The organism is Rhizobium etli CFN 42, assembly GCF_000092045.1.
Classification (GTDB): Bacteria; Pseudomonadota; Alphaproteobacteria; order Rhizobiales; family Rhizobiaceae; genus Rhizobium; species Rhizobium etli.
This window is the reverse complement of sequence record NC_007766.1, coordinates 378,509-394,876: the sequence shown is the minus strand read 5'-3', so window position 1 is coordinate 394,876 and position 16,368 is coordinate 378,509. Positions and strand designations below refer to the sequence as shown.

Sequence of the window (16,368 nt, the reverse complement as noted above, 5' to 3'; positions counted from 1 at the left end):
TGCCTCGTCAGGATTCCAACCAGATATATTCCGGGAAGGAATAGCCCATCATGCCGCCGAGCGGGTTGGATTCGAGCCCCTTGACTTTGGACGACACCGCATCGACGTTGGAGAGATAGGCCGGTATGATGGTGCCGGCTTCTTCCGACACCATGACCTGCATCTCGTTGTAGATCTCCCGGCGCTTGGCCTGATCGAGCGAGCCGCGGGCCTCGATCAGCATCCGATCGAACTTCTCTGACTTGTACTGGCTCTCGTTCCAAGGCGCGTCAGACGCATAGAGAAGCGAGAACAATATGTCGGGTGTCGGACGCGGATTGATATTGCCGAAATGGATCGGCGCTTTGAGCCAGTAATTGTCCCAGTAGCCGTCGGACGGTACGCGCTGCACGTCGAGCTTCATGCCGATTTCGGCGCCGGCCGCCTGGACGATCATCGCCATGTCGATCGCGGAATTGGCTGCGTCGGAGGCGATGACAGGGATTGACTGGCCGAGAAGGCCCGCCTTCTGGAATAGGAACTTCGCTTTTTCGGGATCGAATGCCTTCGGCTTCAGGTCTGCATTGTGATAGAAATTGGCGGGCGAGATTGGTTGGTCATTGCCGATTTCGGCGAAGCCGCGCAAGGCAGATTTCTGAATCTGCTCGCGGTTGATCAGATATTTCATGCCTTCCACGAAGCCCTTCTTGTCGCCGGGAGACATGTCCAGACGGATGTTGAGATCCGTGTAATTGCCCGACGTCGTTTTGGAGAGAAAGAAGCCGTCTTTGCCGTCCATCAGACGCACGGATCGTGGATTGATGGCTGCGGCGAGGTGAATATCGCCCGAGAGCAGCGCATTGATACGCGCATTGTCTTCGCTGATGGCAAAGAACTCAAAAGAATCAACGTTCGGGTGGTTGGCCTTCCAGTAGTTCTTGTTCTTCAGCCCGATCGAGCGGACGCCGGGCTCAAAAACTTCCCGCACGAAGGCGCCGGTGCCATTGCCCTTGGAAAAATCGGTTGTGCCGTCGGCAACGATCATGAAGTGGTGCATGCCGAGAATCGTCGGCAGATCGGCATTGGGGTTTTCCAGCGTAATCTCGACGGTCAGTTTGTCGACCGCTTTGAAGCCAGTCATTTGCTTGGCGATCTTGGCAACCTTGGAGCCGACCGCCGGGTCGAGATGGCGCTTCATCGAGAAGACCACATCGTCGGCAGTGAGCGGCTTGCCGTCATGGAAGGTCACGCCGCTGCGCAGCTTGATCGTCCAGACTTTGGCATCGCCGCTTTCGATGGATTCGGCGAGTTCCATCCGCGGCGTACCGTCCGACTGGATATAGGTGAGACGGTTGTAGAAGGCGCAGCAGCGGACATAGTCGGTGGAGAGCGATGCCTTGGCGGGGTCGAGCGTATCGGCCGTGGAGGACGACCAGCCGGCCGCCTTCAGCGCCCCGCCGGAAACGGGCGTGGCGGCGAGCGCCTTGCCGGCGCGGCCGAGCACGAGCCCGCCGGCGGACATGGCCACGCCGCCCGCGAGCATCATATGCAGCAGCTCGCGGCGGGTGGCGCCACGACGGATGGCGGTTTCGACCATGGCGTTGTCCGATCTGGTCCAATTGGTGATCTTGTCGTTCATCTCATTCCCCTTTTCTTCTGTGGCGGGCGGCAGTGCAGGGCGAGCCCGATCCGGTTTTAAAAGTCAGGCGCGTGCGGCCGCGGCATCGGCAAGGCCGGCCATGGATGTGAAATGATAGTCGGGTGTCGTAAACTCGGCTGGTTCGATCGTGCCGCCGTAACCCTTCTCAGCATGCCGCCGTTCGATCCAGCAGTTGGTCACGCCGAGCTTCCTGGATACTCCGATATCGTGATACTGGCTCTGGGCGACATGCAGGATATCGTCCTTCGAATGGCCTTCCGATGCGATGTAGGCGAAGACCGTCTCGAAGAAGGCGGGATCGGGTTTCTCGGTCCCGGTATCGTCGGCGGTGAAGGCGGCATGGAAAGGATTGCCGAGCTCCTTCTCGAAGAAGGCGAAGGCCCAGCGTCGGGCATTGGTCATCGCAATGAGGCGGTAGTTTTTCGCCAGGCTTGCGAGTGCTTTGGTGCTGTCTGCGAAACCCTTCCAGCTTTTCGCCGAATCCCGCAGCCGCTCGCCATATTTGCGATCGGCGGGCAGACCGAGCTTCGGCGCGATTGCGATGTAGACACGCACGAGGTCGTCGGGAAAGAGGTCGGCGTCGTCGGAGTAGCGGGCCTCGCGATAGAGGCTGAGCGCCTGCTCGCCATCGATTTCATTTCCCGTTTCGGCCGCGATCTCAGCGAGACAGGTCTTGAGACCGCCCTCGAAATCGATGAGCGTGCCGACGACGTCGAAGGTCATATACTTGAATTCCGAAAGGCTCTTGCTCATGCGAATTCCCCAGTGTTCGGCTCCGATGGGAGCACGCTTCTTAAAGAAGAATGTTCTGTTCCCGGCGGGATCATCGTCCCGCTCTTGTATGGAAGGCCCGCCTTTGCCTGGATCAAGGCCTTTCGTCGATTTCAGTTTGTCACCTGCACTGCGCCGGATTCTCCGAAAAGACGCCATCGAGCGGCACAAAATACCGAATCTCACCGTTTGGCGCTATTCTCAGACCCGCAACGCCCGGCGCACATCCGGGTCCTCAAGCGTCTCGTCCAGCGTGATGCGCGTGCGCTCGACGATGGCATCGATTTCCGTTTCGGTGCAGCATAGGGGCGGCGCATAGCCGAGGACGCCGTTGCCGAAGGCGCGGATGACGAGGCCGTTCTCCCAGGCGCGATCGAAGATCCGACGGGCGGGTTCGGCGGACGCCGGCAGCGGCGTCTTGTTGCTTTTGTCGACGACGAGCTCGACGGCGGCGAGCATGCCGCGGCCGCGGACATCGCCCACGAGCGGGTGATCTCTCAGCGATTGGAGGCCCTGCATCAGCCGCGCACCAGCCTTGACGCCATTGTCAAAAAGGCCGTTTTCATAAAGCTTCAGGACTTCCAGGCCGACGGCGGCGCTGACGGGATGGGCCGAGTAGGTGTACCCGTGACCGATAGCGGTGGTGCCGGCCCCCTCGGCAATCGTTTCATAGACGTGATCGGCCATGAAGACGGCGCCCATCGGGACATAGCCGGAGGTGAGGCCCTTGGCGGTCGTCATGAAGTCCGGCACGACCTCTTCCTCGCTGCAGGCAAAGAGCGGCCCGGTGCGGCCAAAGCCGGTGATCACCTCATCGGCCACGAAAAGGATGTCGTGCGCGCGGCAGAATTCCCGCATGGCCTTAACCCAGCCTTTGGGCGGCACGAGCACGCCGCCCGAACCCTGGATCGGCTCGACGTAGAAGGCGGCGACCAGCTCCGGCCCGATCGCCTCGACCTTGCTTTTCAGCGCCGCGAGCGAGGCTTCAATGATCGCCTGCGGATCCTCGCCGACCGGGTTGCGGTAGGCGTAATGAGACGGAATTTTATGCTGCCAATCGAAGGGAAGGCCGAAGCCGGCATGGAAGGCAGGCAAGGCGGTCAAACCCGCACCCGCGGTCGAGGAACCGTGATAACCCTGTTCGACCGAGATGAATTGATCGCGCTCGGGACGGCCTCGGGCATTCCAATAGTAGCGAATGAACCGGATTGTGCTGTCGACTGCGTCGGAGCCGCCGAGCGTGAAGTAGACATGGTTGAGATCACCAGGCGCGCGATCGGCGAGTTCTGAGGCAAGCCGGATCGCCGGCTCGGAGCCAAGGCCGAAATAGGCCGTTGCATAGGGAAGCTCCCGCATCTGCCGGGCCGCTGCCTCGACGATGCTCTCATGGCCGTAACCGGCATTGACGCACCAGAGGCCGGCGAAGCCGTCGATCAGCTGTTTGCCGGAGGCATCGGTGACCGTCGCGCCCTTGGCCGAGGCCAGCACGCGCACGCCATGCTTCTCGTGACTGCGGTAGGAGGCCACCGGATGGATGAGATGGGCGCGGTCGAGTTCGATGAGCGAGTTGGCGTACATGAGGTCTCCGATCAGCCGAGCGCCTGGCTGGCAAGCGCGAACGTGGTGGCAGCAGGGGCGGCAGCGTGGCCGACCGATGGTTTTTTCATTGCGATACCGCCGCCTACATGGGCGAGGCCATATTCGGCGAGCCGTGGGGAAAGTCCGGCCGCGGCCGTGGTATCCACCCTGAGAAAGCGTGCTGGCCGCCGCGCGATGTGATGTTCGATGAGTTTCCTAGCCTCTTCGATGTCCGCGGCAACCACGGGTCCGATCACCTCGCCGCGCCCGAAGGGACGCAGGCAGGCGAAGCCCGACACGCCGCCGTGGCGGCGAATGACGGCGAATTCGCCAGCCTTGGTGAGATAGGCGAGAAGTCCTTCGCGGTCGGCGCCGAAGGCAAGCCGATCGAGCGCCATGATGGCAGGGAGATCGTCGGCGGTGGCGGCCTCCGTGCCGGCCGGCGCAGGAATGTCTCCGGCAAGGCCTTGGTGCTGCAGCACGGTTCCGGTTTCATGGAATCCAAGCTTTTGATAGAGCGGCAGGCCAGCTGTTGTCGCGACCAGCCGCAGCGGCCGGTCACCTGCGATCTGCAGCGCGGCGTCCATCAGCCTGCGGCCGAGGCCGCGCCCGCGCATCGTCTCGTCGACGATGACCATGTTGATGGTGGCGCAATCTTCCTTGTATCGCGTGACGAGAACGGTGCCGACGACCCTGTCGTCTTCGATTGCGACCATTCCTTCGCTCAGGGCGAGCGCCATCTGCCAATCTTCCGTCCGATGCGGCCAGCCCGCCTGTCGGGAAAGCGCAACGGCGGCGTCCAGATGGTCGGACCTGAACGCGGCGATCTCGATCTGACGTGTTTGCATGGGGCGATCCTTGATGTTCTGCCCGCAAGTCTGCCGGAGTGCCGGCGGGCAGATCATCTGAAGGCCGTGGTTCAGGCAGTATGTTATGGCTTTGCGATCATGGGTCGCCGCATCTTATGCTGGCGGACCGACCCTTTCGCAAACCGCTTGCTGCGAGTGTGTTGAGGCCTTCGTCTTGTCACTGCATCATCGCCAGCGCGGCAATGAAGAAATCTTCGCCTCCAAAATTTCCTGATTTCAACGCCAGAAGCATGTCGCCCTGCCTATTGCCGACTGTACGCAGCACCGGCACGCCGGGAGCAATTTCGGGGCCGATCAGAAATGCCGGTATGGCGAGCTTGTCGACCGCGGCTCCCGAGGTCTCGCCGCCTGCGACCACGAGGCGCCGCACGCCTCTCTCCACCAGCTCGGCGGCAATGATCGATGTGGCGGTCTCGATCGCGTGGCCGGAGGCCTCCCGGCCATATTGCGATTGCAGCCGGGATACGGTTTCGGGCGCCGCGCTCGCGGCGACCACGACCGGGCCGGCAGAAATGCGCTCTCCGGCCCAGGAAATCGCCGCGGCGATCTCATCCGGGCCGGCGGCCAGCAGCCGCTCGGGATCAAGCCGCAGCACCGGCATCGCTCGTTCGGCGACGCCGATCTGGTGCAGCGTCGCCTTCGAACAGCTGCCGGCAATGATCGCCGAAAACCCGCCTACGGGGCGAATGACGTCTTCACCTGTCGCGCGGCCGGATATCCGGCCGGAGCGGACGAGCGCGCGGGCAAGGCCGAGGCCGAGACCGGACGCGCCGGTGGATACCGGCGTTTCCAGCGCGATCTCGCCCAGCGTTTCCAGATCGCGCTCGAAAATTGCGTCGGCGATAGCCATGGTCACGCCTGTCCTGAGGAGGGCATCGAGCTTCGCCCTGGTGGCGGCCGGTCCGGCTGCGATGGCTGGGAGATCGATCAGTCCGACGGTGCCACGCGATTGCCGGGCGAGAACCCGCACGAGATTGGCGTCGTGCATAGGGTTCAGCGGGTGGTCCTTGAGCGGACTTTCGCTCAACGGCTGGCCGCCGACGAAGAGGTGGCCGAGATAGAGGGTGCGCCCCGTCTCCGGAAAGGCCGGTGTCACCAGCACGCCGCCGCCGCCCGCCGCCGCGCTCAAAGCCTCGGTGACAGGGCCGATATTGCCGGCATCTGTGGAATCGAACGTCGAACAGATCTTGTAAAGCACATGCGCCGCGCCCTGCTGGCGCAGCCAGCGCTCGGCTTTGGTCGCAGCGGCCACGGCCTCCGAAGCGGGAACGGAGCGGATCTTCAGGGAGACGACCACCGCATCGACCTCCGGCAGCGCGAGCGACGGATTCGGAATGCCGACCGTCTGCACCGTGCGCAGGCCGTTTTTCGTCAGCGTGTTTGCGAGGTCGGACGCGCCGGTATAGTCGTCGGCGATCGACCCAAGTGAAATTGCCATGGTCTAGCTCCGTGCAAAAGGTTTGAACCAGCCAAGGCCGTCCAGTGTCTGGCCGCGCGGGACATATTCGCAGCCGATGAAACGGTCGTAACCCAGCCGGTCGATTTCACCGAACAGATAGGGATAGTTCAGCTCCTCTCCGTCAGGCTCGTTGCGTGACGGCACGCCGGCGATCTGGATATGGCCGGTGATCGGCAGCAGGCGCCGCAATGCCATCGTAACGTCGCCATGGAGGATCTGACGGTGATAGATGTCGAATTGCAGCTTCAGGTTGGGCAGGCCGCATTCGGCGATCAGCCGCTCGGCGATCGCGAAGTCGTTGAGGAAATATCCCGGCATATTGCGCCCGTTGATCGGCTCCAGCAGGAGATCAACGCCTTTTTCCGCAAGCCGGCCGGCAGTGTAGGTGACGGAGCGTCGGTAGGAGGCGGCGGCCTCTTGATCATGAGGGTCGGCGATACCCGCCATCAGGTGCAGTCGCCCGACGCCTGTCGCCGCCGCATAGTCCAATGCCCGCTCGACATCCGCTTTGAGGTCGTCGAACCGTCCGGGAAGAGCCGCGATGCCGCGCTCGCCCGCACCCCAGTCGCCCGGCGGCAGGTTGAACAGGGCCTGCCGCAGATTGTTGCGGGCAAGCCGTTCGGCGATTGCATCCGGTGCGGCCTCGTAGGGGAAGAGGTATTCGACGGCGGAAAACCCCGCGTCGGCTGCGGCGTCGAAGCGGTCGAGGAAGTCCCATTCGCTGAACATCATCGTCAGGTTGGCGGCGAAAACTGGCATGTCGACCCTCCTTACCGGCCTTGCGGCTCTTTGGCGAAACCGGGCAATTGCGCGCCGGAAAGCTGGGCGTAGAGGCGTGCGAGCGAGGAATCATCGTCGCCGCCCATGCCGGCGCCGGCGGCCGCCAGGTACATTTGCAGGGCCGCTGCCGCGAGCGGTGCCGGATAACGCTGCGAACGGGCCATATCCAGTACGATGCCGAGATCCTTGACGAAAATCTCAATGCTGCTGGCCGGCGTATAGTCCCCGGCCAGCACGTGCGGGACACGATTTTCAAACATCCAGGAATTGCCCGCCGAGGCGGTGATGACTTCATAGACCTTGTCGAGGTCGAGGCCCTGCTTGGCGGCAAAAGTTATCGCCTCGCATGCGGCCGCGATATGTACGCCGGCGAGAAGCTGGTTGATCATCTTGAAGGCGGCGCCGGTTCCCGCCGCCTCGCCGAGCTCGTAAACCTTGCCGGCCATGGCGTCGAGGGCCGGGCGCGCCCTATCGAAAGCCTGCCTGGAGCCGGAGGCCATGATCGTCAGCTCACCTTTCGCCGCCCTGGCCGCGCCGCCTGAAATCGGCGCGTCGAGATAGTGCAGGCCGAGAGCCTGCGCCCTCGCCGCCAGATCGCGCGCGATGGCGGGGTCCATCGTCGCCGACGAGATGAAGACCGCGCCGCGCTTCATCGGAGCAGCAACGCCCTTGGATCCGAACAGCACGGCTTCGGTCTGCGCGCCGTTGACCACCACGGAGACGATGATGTCGGCCCCCTTGGCGGCGTCGGCAGGGGATGCCGCGCCACGTCCGCCTTCGGCGACGAAGCGGTCCACCGCGGCCGGCGTTATGTCATATCCAACGACGTCCAGACCTGCGCGCTTCATTGAGCTGGCCATTCCCATTCCCATGGAACCGAGGCCGATGACGGCCGCGACGATGGCGGAGCCTGAGTTTTCAGCGAGCGGTGTCATGGGAACGTCCTCCGATCACGAGCCATTTTGGCAGCGCTGCCATTCTTTCTAGATCATTCCAGCGGCCTCGCCAACAGTCAAATGGCAGCGCTGCCAAAAAAATGTTGCTTCTTGCCCGAAGTGGTGAAAAATGAAAGTCGCTGCGACAGCGCGCCTAGCAGTTGCTTGCGCCGGACGCATTCCTAATGCCGGATTCGAAATTGACGATGGAATTCAAACATCAGGCGACGGTAACCCTTGCAGAGGTCGCAGAAGCGGCCGGCGTCGGGGAGAGCACGGTGTCGCGTGTCCTGCGCAACCATGGTTCGTTTTCGGGCAAGACACGGGAGCGGGTGATGGCCGCCGTGGAACGGCTGGGCTATGTGCCGAACCGCATCGCCGGAACGCTCGCTTCCACCACGTCACGCCTTGTCGCCTTCGTCATTCCCTCCCTGTCCAACATCGTCTTTGCCGACGTGCTGCGCGGTGCCGGCGCTGTCCTGGAGGAAAACCGATATCAGGCGGTCTTCTCGGTGACCGATTATGATCCGAGCAAGGAGGAGGCGCTCGCCGCTGCGATGCTTGCCTGGCGGCCGGCAGCGGTGATGCTGGCGGGATATGAGCATACCGACGGCACGGCGAAGATGCTGCGCGCCAGCGGTTGCCGGGTGGTGGAATTGCTTGATCTCGACGGCGATGCGATCGATATCGCGGTCGGTTTCTCGAACCGTGCGGCCGGGCGGGAGAGCGCGGCATTCCTGCTCAAGCGAGGCTATCGCCGGATCGGCTATGTCGGCCACGATCTCAGCCGCGACATCCGCGCCGGCAAGCGCTTTGCCAGCTTTTGCGAAATTCTCGAAGCCAACGGCACGCCCCTTGTCGCCCGCGAAATTCTGGCGGGCGCTTCGTCGGTGGAGAACGGCAGGCTGGCGCTGGAGCGACTGCTTGCACGAGCGAGCGATCTCGATGCGGTCTATTTTTCCAACGACGACATGGCGCTCGGCGGTTATTTTCACTGTCTCGCCCAAGGAATTGTCATTCCCTCGCAGCTGGCTCTTTTTGGCTATAACGGTCTCGATATCGGCCGGGCGATACCGCAGCCCTTGTCGACCATCCGGACGCCGCGCGTCGCGACGGGGCAGATGGCCGCCGAGCTGGTTGTCGCCAACGCGCCGCCGCAGGCTATCGACCTCGGTTTTGAACTGATCGAAGGGGCGACTGCGTAACTTTGGAGGAACTGTCATGTCCGACGCGCGCCTGCGTGAGGAAATCTGCCGGTACGGCCGCTCGCTGTTCGAGCGCGGGCTGACGCCCGGTTCGTCCGGCAACATATCGTTGCGGCTGGAGGACGGTGGCTGGTTGGTGACACCGACCAACGCGTCGCTCGGCTTCCTCGACCCGGCCCGCATATCGAGGCTCGACGCGGATCGCCGGTTATTGTCGGGCGACAAGCCGACCAAGGAAATCCCGCTACATACTGCCCTCTACGATACACGCGGCAGCGCCCGCGCCATCGTTCATCTTCACTCCACCCATGCGGTGGCGCTGACCATGCTGCCGGAGATCGATCCCCGCGCCGCCCTGCCGCCGATGACGCCATATTATCTCATGCGCGCCGGCGAGACGGCGCTGGTGCCCTATTATCGTCCCGGCGATCCCGCGGTGGCCGATGCAATCCGCGGGTTGGCAGGCAGATATTCATCGGTGCTTCTGGCCAATCATGGACCCGTCGTCGCCGGCGACAGCCTGGAGGCGGCGGTCTTCGCAACCGAGGAACTGGAGGAGACGGCGAAGCTCTATCTGCTGCTGCGCAATCTCAATCCGCGGTTCCTCAGTCCGGCTCAGGTGGCTGATCTCGTCAACACCTTCGGCCTCGATCTTCCCTCGCATCATGACCACGATCACGATTGAACTCGTCACCGGCCTCGGGGGGCGTCTGGGAGCCCACGCAACCTTCTGCCAAACGCCGCTTTTGATACGATAGATTCTGCTTCGGATGCCGCCAATTCAGGTAGGCCAGCGATAAAGCGATGCCTATGATTGTGAAACATCCCGGTTCCAATCATTCAAGGATACGCAGATGACGACGTTCCGCCCGAAATACATCACCTTCGATTGCTACGGCACGCTCACCAACTTCCAGATGGCGGAAGCGGCACGCGATCTCTACGGCGACCAGCTCGACGAACCGCGCATGGCGGAGTTCGTCAAGAATTTCGCCGCCTATCGTCTCGACGAGATCATGGGCGCCTGGAAACCCTATGCCGAGGTGGTGCACAACTCGCTCGAGCGCACATGCAAGCGCAACGGCGTGACATTTCGCGACGAAGCTGCGCAAATCGTTTACGAGCGCGTTCCGACCTGGGGGCCCCATCGCGACGTAGCCGAGGGTCTTGCCAGGGTTGCCCGGGAAATTCCGCTGGTGATCCTGTCCAATGCCATGGACGCCCAGATCATGTCGAACGTCGAAAAGCTCGGCGCACCCTTCCACGCGGTCTATACCGCTCAGCAGGCCAATGCTTACAAGCCACGTTTCCAGGCTTTCGAATACATGTTCGACATGCTCGGCTGCGGGCCTGAGGACGTGCTGCACTGCTCGTCTTCCTTCCGCTACGATCTGATGTCGGCGCACGATCTCGGAATCAAGAACAAGGTCTGGGTCAATCGCGGCCACGAGCCGGCCAATCCCTATTACGGCTATGTCGAAATCGCTGGTATCTCGGGCTTGCCTGGCGTCGTCGGCCTCTGACGGAGACAAGCGGATGCAGTTCCAATCCTACTGGCACGACACGGCCCGCCCTTTTGCCGAGGCGGCCCAAGGTCCTGTCGAGGGGCATTACGACGTCGCCGTCATCGGCGCCGGCTTCACCGGGCTTGCCGCTGCGCGCCAGCTTGCGAAAGCCGGCGTCAAGGTCGTCGTGCTGGAAGCCGAGCATGTCGGCTGGGGAGCATCGGGACGCAATGGCGGCCATCTCAACAACGGGCTTGCCCATAGCTTCCTGTCGGCCAAGAGCGCACTCGGAACGGAGCGGGCTATTGCGCTCTATCGAGCCTTCGACGATTCCATCGATGCGATCGAGGCGATCATCGCCCAGGAGGGGATCGACTGCAGTTTCCGGCGTGCCGGGAAGCTGAAGCTCGCTTCCAAGCCGCAGCATTTCGATGCCATTGCCCGGAATTTCGAGGCTGTGCATATAGAGGTCGATCCGGAGACGGCGCTTCTGACGCCAAGCGACCTGAAGAATGAGATCGGGTCGCCTTTCCATGGCGCCATGCTCTCGAAGAAGAGCGCGATGATGCATATGGGCCGCTATGTCATGGGGCTTGCCACTGCTGCCGCCCGTCATGGCGCCATCATTTTCGAACGGACTGCCGTAACCGGCCACAGGCAAGGCAATGGCCGCCATAGTCTCGAAACCGGGCGGGGCACCGTCACCGCCGACCACGTGCTGGTCGCGACAGGCGCCTACACGCCGTCGCTCTTCGGTCATTTCCGCCGTCGGATCATCTCCGTCGGCAGCTTCCTGATCGCCACCCGTCCGCTGAGCGACGCCGAAATCGCAGCGACGATGCCGGGCAACCGGACTTGCGTCACCTCGATGAACATCGGCAATTATTTTCGCCTGTCGCCGGACAAGCGGCTGATCTTCGGCGGCCGCGCCCGCTTTTCCGCCACGTCGGATCAGCGGTCGGATGCAAAGAGCGGCGATATTCTGCGCACAAGCATGGCGGAAATCTTCCCGCAGCTTGCCGGCGTCGAGATCGACTATTGCTGGGGGGGGCTCGTCGATATGACGAAGGACCGCTATCCGCGCGCGGGCTATGTCGACGGCGTCTGGTATGCCATGGGCTATTCCGGCCATGGCGCCCAGCTCTCCACTCACCTCGGCATGATGATCGCCGACGCCATCATGGGCAAGGCGGACCGCAATCCGGTGAAAGGGCTAGAATGGCCAGCCGTTCCCGGTCATTTCGGCAAGCCGTGGTTCCTGCCAATTGTTGGGCTCTATTACAAGACACTTGATCGCTTCATGTAAGCGCGGCATTGCGAGAGCGGCTCAGCCGTTCGGCGCATATGGCAAACCCTTGCGGCGGTGCGAAACCAGCAGAATCTAAGATCTAAGCTTGCGACGTCGTTTACGAAGGGCACCGGAATGATCTTCCGGCGCCCTTTGCCTTTTGCCGGTCAGGAGAGCCCGCCGATATGGAAGCTCTTCATTTCGAGATATTCGTCAATGCCGCACTGGGCGCCCTCACGCCCGAGGCCGGATTGCTTGACGCCGCCGAACGGGGCGACCTCGGTCGAGATGGCGCCCGTGTTCAGGCCGATCATGCCGAATTCGAGCGCCTCGCCAACGCGCCAGGACCGTTTCAGGCTCTCCGTGTAGAAATAGGCTGCTAGGCCGAAGGGGGTGGCGTTGGCAATGCGGATCGCCTCTTCCTCTGTGTCGAAGCGGAATAGCGGCGCAACGGGTCCGAATGTCTCTTCGCTGGCAAGCTGCATGTCGGTCGTCGCGTCGCCAAGCACCATCGGCGCAGCATATTGATCGCCGACCGGCACGGAACCGGCGGTGGCGAGGATCTTGGCTCCCTTTTCCACTGCATCGTCAACGTGACGGTTGATCTTCTCGATCGCCGCCTTGTTGATCATCGGTCCGATATCCGTTCCGGCCTCCGTGCCGGCCCCGACCTTCATAGCCGACACGCGCGCGCCGAGTTTGGCGGCAAAGGCATCGTAGACGCCGGACTGAACAAGAAGACGGTTGGCGCAGACGCAGGTCTGGCCGCCATTGCGGAATTTCGACGCGATAGCGCCTTCCACGGCAAGGTCGAGATCGGCATCGTCGAAAACGATGAAAGGGGCGTTGCCGCCGAGTTCGAGGCTGAGCCGCTTGACGCTATCGGCGGCGCCGCGCATCAGCAGCGAACCGACGCGGGTCGAGCCGGTGAACGAGATTTTGCGCACAGTCCGGTTGGACATCAACTCGTCGCCGATGCCGGCAGGCATGCCGGTGACGATATTGACCACGCCTTTGGGGATGCCGGCCCGCTCCGCCAGCACACCGAGCGCCAGCGCGGAGAACGGGGTCAGGTCCGATGGCTTGATCACGACCGTGCAGCCTGCCGCGAGCGCCGGCCCCACCTTGCGGGTGATCATTGCATTCGGAAAATTCCACGGCGTGATGATCGCCGAAACGCCGACGGGCTCCTTCAGGACGACGATCCGCCGATCGGCTGTCGGTGAGGGAATGGTTGTCCCGCCGATGCGCCGCGCCTCCTCGGAAAACCATTTGACGAACGAGGCGCCGTAACGGATTTCACCGCGCGCTTCTGCGAGCGGCTTACCTTGTTCCCTGGTGAGGATCAGCGCCAGATCCTCGATATTGTCGAGCATCAGATCGTGCCAGGCTTCCAGCAAGGCGGCGCGCTCGGCGTTGGTTTTGGCCCGCCATGCGCCAAAGGCTTTTTCCGCCGCCGCGATTGCGGTCCGCGTATCGGCTCCGTCCATATCGGGCACCGTGCCCAGCACATGCTGCGTCGCCGGATCGGTCACCTCGATCGTGCGGCCGGCTGCAGCCCCGCACCATTCGCCATCGATGAGACCTTGCTGGCGAAGCAGGCTACTGTCTCGCAATCCGTTCATTTTCTCCCCTTTCGTCAAAACTTTTCCAAATCACTTCCAGTTTGCGCGACGCGCTAGCCGAGCGCCGAAAGCACCGATGCCGTGATCGCGTCGGTCCTGTCCTTGCCGGGAATTGCGCCGACGCCGCGCGCAGTGGTCGTTTCGATTGCGTCCATCACCTTTTCGGCGGCGGCCGTTTCTCCGAGATGTTCCAGCATCATTGCACCCGACCAGATGGCGGCGATCGGATTGGCGATCCCGAGATGAGCGATATCGGGCGCTGACCCGTGGACTGGTTCGAACATGGAGGGCGCCGATCGATCGGGATTGATGTTGGCGGATGCGGCAAAGCCGAGCCCGCCCTGGATCGCGGCGCCAAGGTCGGTCAGGATGTCGCCGAACAGGTTGGAGGCGGCCACGACATCGAGGCTTTCGGGCGCCATCACCATGCGGGCGGCCATGGCGTCTATATGATAGCTGGTCACTTCGACATCGGGATATTCCGCAGAGAGCCCGTGGGTGATCTCGTCCCAGAAGACCATCGAATATTTCTGCGCGTTCGACTTCGTCACCGAGGCAAGCTTGCCGCGTCGCGCACGTGCCTGCTCGAAGCCGAAACGCAGGATGCGTTCGACCCCCTTGCGGGTGAAGATCGCGGTTTCGATCGCCACTTCGTTGTCCGCGCCCTGATGGATACGGCCGCCGGCGCCGGAATATTCGCCCTCGGTGTTTTCACGAATGCAGAGAATGTCGAAACCGTCAGACCGCAGCGGTCCCTGCACGCCTGGGAGCAAACGGTGCGGGCGGATATTGGCATATTGCACGAAGGCCTTGCGGATCGGCAGCAGGAGGCCGTGCAGCGATACGGAATCCGGCACTTTTCGGGGCCATCCGACGGCGCCGAGCAGGATGGCGTCGAAAGACTTCAGCGTCTCGATCCCATCGGCGGGCATCATGCTGCCGTTTTCGAGATAGTAGTCGCAGGACCAGGGGTAGCGGGTTGCCTCAAGGGAAAATCCGCCCGATCCAGCTGTTTTTTCGAGCACGGCCCAGGCAGCGTCGGTCACGTCGCGGCCGATGCCGTCTCCTGGCAGAAGGGCAATCCTGTAGGTCTTCATCTGAGCTCCTTAAAGGCTGATGAGCACGCTCTTGCTCTTGCGGTTGGCATGATAGGCTTCGCGGCCGAGATCCTTGCCGATTCCGGATTGCTTGTAGCCGCCGGTCGGCAGGATATGGTCGCGCGATCGGCCGTAACGGTTAACCCAGACGGTGCCGGCCTGCAGGCGGCGGGTGAGGCGGATCGCGCGCGAGAGATCGCGGGTGAAGAGGCCCGCGGCCAGGCCATAGGATGGGTGGTCGGCGAGGCTTAGCGCCTCCTCCTCATCCTCGAAGGTCTGGATGGTCAGAACCGGTCCGAAGATTTCCTCGAGAACCGCGGGCGATGTTGCCGTCACGCCCGAAATCAGCGTCGGCGCGTAAAAATAGCCCTCACGATCGAGCCGGCCGCCACCCGTAAGACATTCGGCCCCGCCGTCGATGGCGGCGCGGATGATGCCATCCATGCGGGCGATTTGGCGTTCGGAGATAACGGGCGAATAATCGGTCGTTTCCTCCCAGGTCGGCCCCGGCCGGACTGCCGCCAGTCTGGCGACGAGGGCCGCTACGAGCGCGTCCGCCACCTTCGCCTCGACGATGAGGCGGGATCCGCATATGCAGGCCTGGCCGGCGTTGGACAAAATGCTGGCGGCGATGGCGCCTGCCGCAAGATCGAGATCGGCATCCGCGAAGACCAGCTGAGGGCTCTTGCCGCCGAGCTCCAGCGTCATCGGCTTCACGCCCGTGCGGGCGATATTGGTCATGATCGCCGCACCGGCCGCGGTCGAGCCGGTGAAGCTGACCTTGGAAATCCCGGGATGGCCGGTGATGGCGGTTCCGGTGATCGGACCGTCACCGAGGACGACGTTGACGAGACCAGCGGGCAGACCGGCCCGCACCGAAAGCTCGGCAAGATAGAGGGTCGAAAACGGCGTCATCTCCGATGGCTTCAGCACCACCGCGTTGCCGGCCGCCAGTGCCGGGCCAAGCTTCCAGCCTGCCATCGACAGGGGAAAATTCCAGGGCGTGATGGCGCCGACGACGCCATAGGGTTCCGTCATGATCATGCCGAGATTCGCGTCGTCGGTCGGGACGAGATCGCCGCCTTCCTTGTCGGCGAATTCGGCAAAGAAGCGGATCTGCTCGGCGGTGACCGCGATGTCGCCGGCGACGAGATGGCCGACGGGGCGGGTTGAGGAGAGAGCCTCAAGTCTGGCGAGTGTCTCCGCCTCGGCTTCGATCAGGTCCGCCCAGCGCTGCAGCGCCTTGGTGCGCTCGCGCGGCCGCCCGCCACCCCAATTGCTTCTATCTAACGCCTCCCTTGCCGTCTCCACGGCCTGATCGACAAGGGCCGCGTCAGCAAGCGGACAGCCGGCATAAGCCTTGCCGTCGGACGGCCGATGCATATCGATGACGGCTTCGGCCGGAACCAGCCGGCCGCCGATGAAATGTCCCATGGGCAGGGAAATCGAATTCGGATCGAAGCTGAGTGTCATTGCGTGTCCTCGGCATGAGCTGACGTGAGGCTAGCTGGAGAAAGCGAGCAGCATGCATCGACCGGTATTGCTGCGACGGACAAAAATTGCGTTTTCCGCTCCGCCGCCAGTCAAATCTACGGCGGGCGTCCGGGCCTGGCGCCG

At 62.8% G+C, this 16,368-nt stretch carries 14 protein-coding genes; 4 read left to right on the top strand and 10 right to left on the bottom strand.

The features are described from left to right. Nucleotides 1–7: 7 nt before the first annotated feature. The 7 genes from RHE_RS28255 to ltnD form a co-directional block, all read right to left on the bottom strand. Nucleotides 8–1,618, bottom strand: coding sequence for an ABC transporter substrate-binding protein (locus RHE_RS28255; protein WP_011428658.1), 1,611 nt, complete (start codon nt 1,616–1,618; stop codon nt 8–10). A 63-nt stretch (nt 1,619–1,681) separates the two neighbouring features. After that, on the bottom strand, nt 1,682–2,392 hold the full coding sequence (locus RHE_RS28250) for an HAD-IA family hydrolase (RefSeq protein ID WP_042120004.1): 711 nt from the start codon (nt 2,390–2,392) through the stop codon (nt 1,682–1,684). A 219-nt stretch (nt 2,393–2,611) separates the two neighbouring features. Then, complete coding sequence (locus RHE_RS28245) at nt 2,612–3,988, bottom strand: aspartate aminotransferase family protein (RefSeq protein WP_011428656.1); 1,377 nt, start codon at nt 3,986–3,988, stop codon at nt 2,612–2,614. 11 nt (nt 3,989–3,999) lie between these two features. Next, complete coding sequence (locus tag RHE_RS28240; protein ID WP_011428655.1) at nt 4,000–4,836, bottom strand: GNAT family N-acetyltransferase; 837 nt, start codon at nt 4,834–4,836, stop codon at nt 4,000–4,002. Nucleotides 4,837–5,014: 178 nt separating this feature from the next. Beyond that, the gene (gene otnK / locus RHE_RS28235; RefSeq protein WP_011428654.1) at nt 5,015–6,295 is read right to left on the bottom strand and encodes a 3-oxo-tetronate kinase; all 1,281 of its coding nucleotides are present in this window, start codon (nt 6,293–6,295) and stop codon (nt 5,015–5,017) included. 3 nt (nt 6,296–6,298) lie between these two features. Continuing rightward, nucleotides 6,299–7,075, bottom strand: coding sequence for a 2-oxo-tetronate isomerase (gene otnI, locus RHE_RS28230; protein ID WP_011428653.1), 777 nt, complete (start codon nt 7,073–7,075; stop codon nt 6,299–6,301). Nucleotides 7,076–7,086: 11 nt separating this feature from the next. After that, entirely contained in the window at nt 7,087–8,031 is a 945-nt protein-coding gene (gene ltnD / locus RHE_RS28225; protein ID WP_011428652.1) for an L-threonate dehydrogenase, read from the bottom strand. Between the two features lie 206 nt (nt 8,032–8,237). Between ltnD and RHE_RS28220 the strand changes: the two genes are divergently transcribed. The 4 genes from RHE_RS28220 to RHE_RS28205 all read left to right on the top strand — a co-directional run bounded on the left by RHE_RS28220 (nt 8,238) and on the right by RHE_RS28205 (nt 12,047). After that, nucleotides 8,238–9,236, top strand: a complete 999-nt coding sequence (locus RHE_RS28220) for a LacI family DNA-binding transcriptional regulator (protein ID WP_020919586.1) — start codon at nt 8,238–8,240, stop codon at nt 9,234–9,236. A gap of 16 nt (nt 9,237–9,252) precedes the next feature. After that, nucleotides 9,253–9,921, top strand: coding sequence for a 3-oxo-tetronate 4-phosphate decarboxylase (gene otnC, locus RHE_RS28215; protein ID WP_011428650.1), 669 nt, complete (start codon nt 9,253–9,255; stop codon nt 9,919–9,921). Between the two features lie 169 nt (nt 9,922–10,090). After that, nucleotides 10,091–10,759: a haloacid dehalogenase type II gene (locus RHE_RS28210; protein WP_011428649.1), complete on the top strand. Its 669-nt coding sequence runs from the start codon at nt 10,091–10,093 to the stop codon at nt 10,757–10,759. 13 nt (nt 10,760–10,772) lie between these two features. Continuing rightward, nucleotides 10,773–12,047: an NAD(P)/FAD-dependent oxidoreductase gene (locus tag RHE_RS28205; protein ID WP_011428648.1), complete on the top strand. Its 1,275-nt coding sequence runs from the start codon at nt 10,773–10,775 to the stop codon at nt 12,045–12,047. 149 nt (nt 12,048–12,196) lie between these two features. Here the strand turns inward: RHE_RS28205 and RHE_RS28200 are convergent, their stop codons facing one another. The 3 genes from RHE_RS28200 to RHE_RS28190 are packed head-to-tail and all read right to left on the bottom strand — an operon-like array spanning nt 12,197 to nt 16,224. Further along, nucleotides 12,197–13,654 (bottom strand): NAD-dependent succinate-semialdehyde dehydrogenase, encoded by a 1,458-nt coding sequence (locus tag RHE_RS28200; protein WP_011428647.1) that lies wholly within the window; start codon nt 13,652–13,654, stop codon nt 12,197–12,199. Between the two features lie 53 nt (nt 13,655–13,707). Beyond that, on the bottom strand, nt 13,708–14,751 hold the full coding sequence (locus RHE_RS28195; RefSeq protein ID WP_011428646.1) for a tartrate dehydrogenase: 1,044 nt from the start codon (nt 14,749–14,751) through the stop codon (nt 13,708–13,710). A 9-nt stretch (nt 14,752–14,760) separates the two neighbouring features. After that, nucleotides 14,761–16,224, bottom strand: coding sequence for an aldehyde dehydrogenase family protein (locus RHE_RS28190; RefSeq protein ID WP_011428645.1), 1,464 nt, complete (start codon nt 16,222–16,224; stop codon nt 14,761–14,763). Nucleotides 16,225–16,368 lie beyond the last annotated feature (144 nt).

Excerpts from the sequence above, each read along its gene's own strand:
- RHE_RS28255 (WP_011428658.1), bottom strand. The coding sequence starts at position 1,618 with ATGAACGACAAGATCACCAATTGGACCAGATCGGACAACGCCATGGTC.
- RHE_RS28250 (WP_042120004.1), bottom strand. The coding sequence starts at position 2,392 with ATGAGCAAGAGCCTTTCGGAATTCAAGTATATGACCTTCGACGTCGTC.
- RHE_RS28245 (WP_011428656.1), bottom strand. The coding sequence starts at position 3,988 with ATGTACGCCAACTCGCTCATCGAACTCGACCGCGCCCATCTCATCCAT.
- RHE_RS28240 (WP_011428655.1), bottom strand. The coding sequence starts at position 4,836 with ATGCAAACACGTCAGATCGAGATCGCCGCGTTCAGGTCCGACCATCTG.
- otnK (WP_011428654.1), bottom strand. The coding sequence starts at position 6,295 with ATGGCAATTTCACTTGGGTCGATCGCCGACGACTATACCGGCGCGTCC.
- otnI (WP_011428653.1), bottom strand. The coding sequence starts at position 7,075 with ATGCCAGTTTTCGCCGCCAACCTGACGATGATGTTCAGCGAATGGGAC.
- ltnD (WP_011428652.1), bottom strand. The coding sequence starts at position 8,031 with ATGACACCGCTCGCTGAAAACTCAGGCTCCGCCATCGTCGCGGCCGTC.
- RHE_RS28220 (WP_020919586.1), top strand. The coding sequence starts at position 8,238 with ATGGAATTCAAACATCAGGCGACGGTAACCCTTGCAGAGGTCGCAGAA.
- otnC (WP_011428650.1), top strand. The coding sequence starts at position 9,253 with ATGTCCGACGCGCGCCTGCGTGAGGAAATCTGCCGGTACGGCCGCTCG.
- RHE_RS28210 (WP_011428649.1), top strand. The coding sequence starts at position 10,091 with ATGACGACGTTCCGCCCGAAATACATCACCTTCGATTGCTACGGCACG.
- RHE_RS28205 (WP_011428648.1), top strand. The coding sequence starts at position 10,773 with ATGCAGTTCCAATCCTACTGGCACGACACGGCCCGCCCTTTTGCCGAG.
- RHE_RS28200 (WP_011428647.1), bottom strand. The coding sequence starts at position 13,654 with ATGAACGGATTGCGAGACAGTAGCCTGCTTCGCCAGCAAGGTCTCATC.
- RHE_RS28195 (WP_011428646.1), bottom strand. The coding sequence starts at position 14,751 with ATGAAGACCTACAGGATTGCCCTTCTGCCAGGAGACGGCATCGGCCGC.
- RHE_RS28190 (WP_011428645.1), bottom strand. The coding sequence starts at position 16,224 with ATGACACTCAGCTTCGATCCGAATTCGATTTCCCTGCCCATGGGACAT.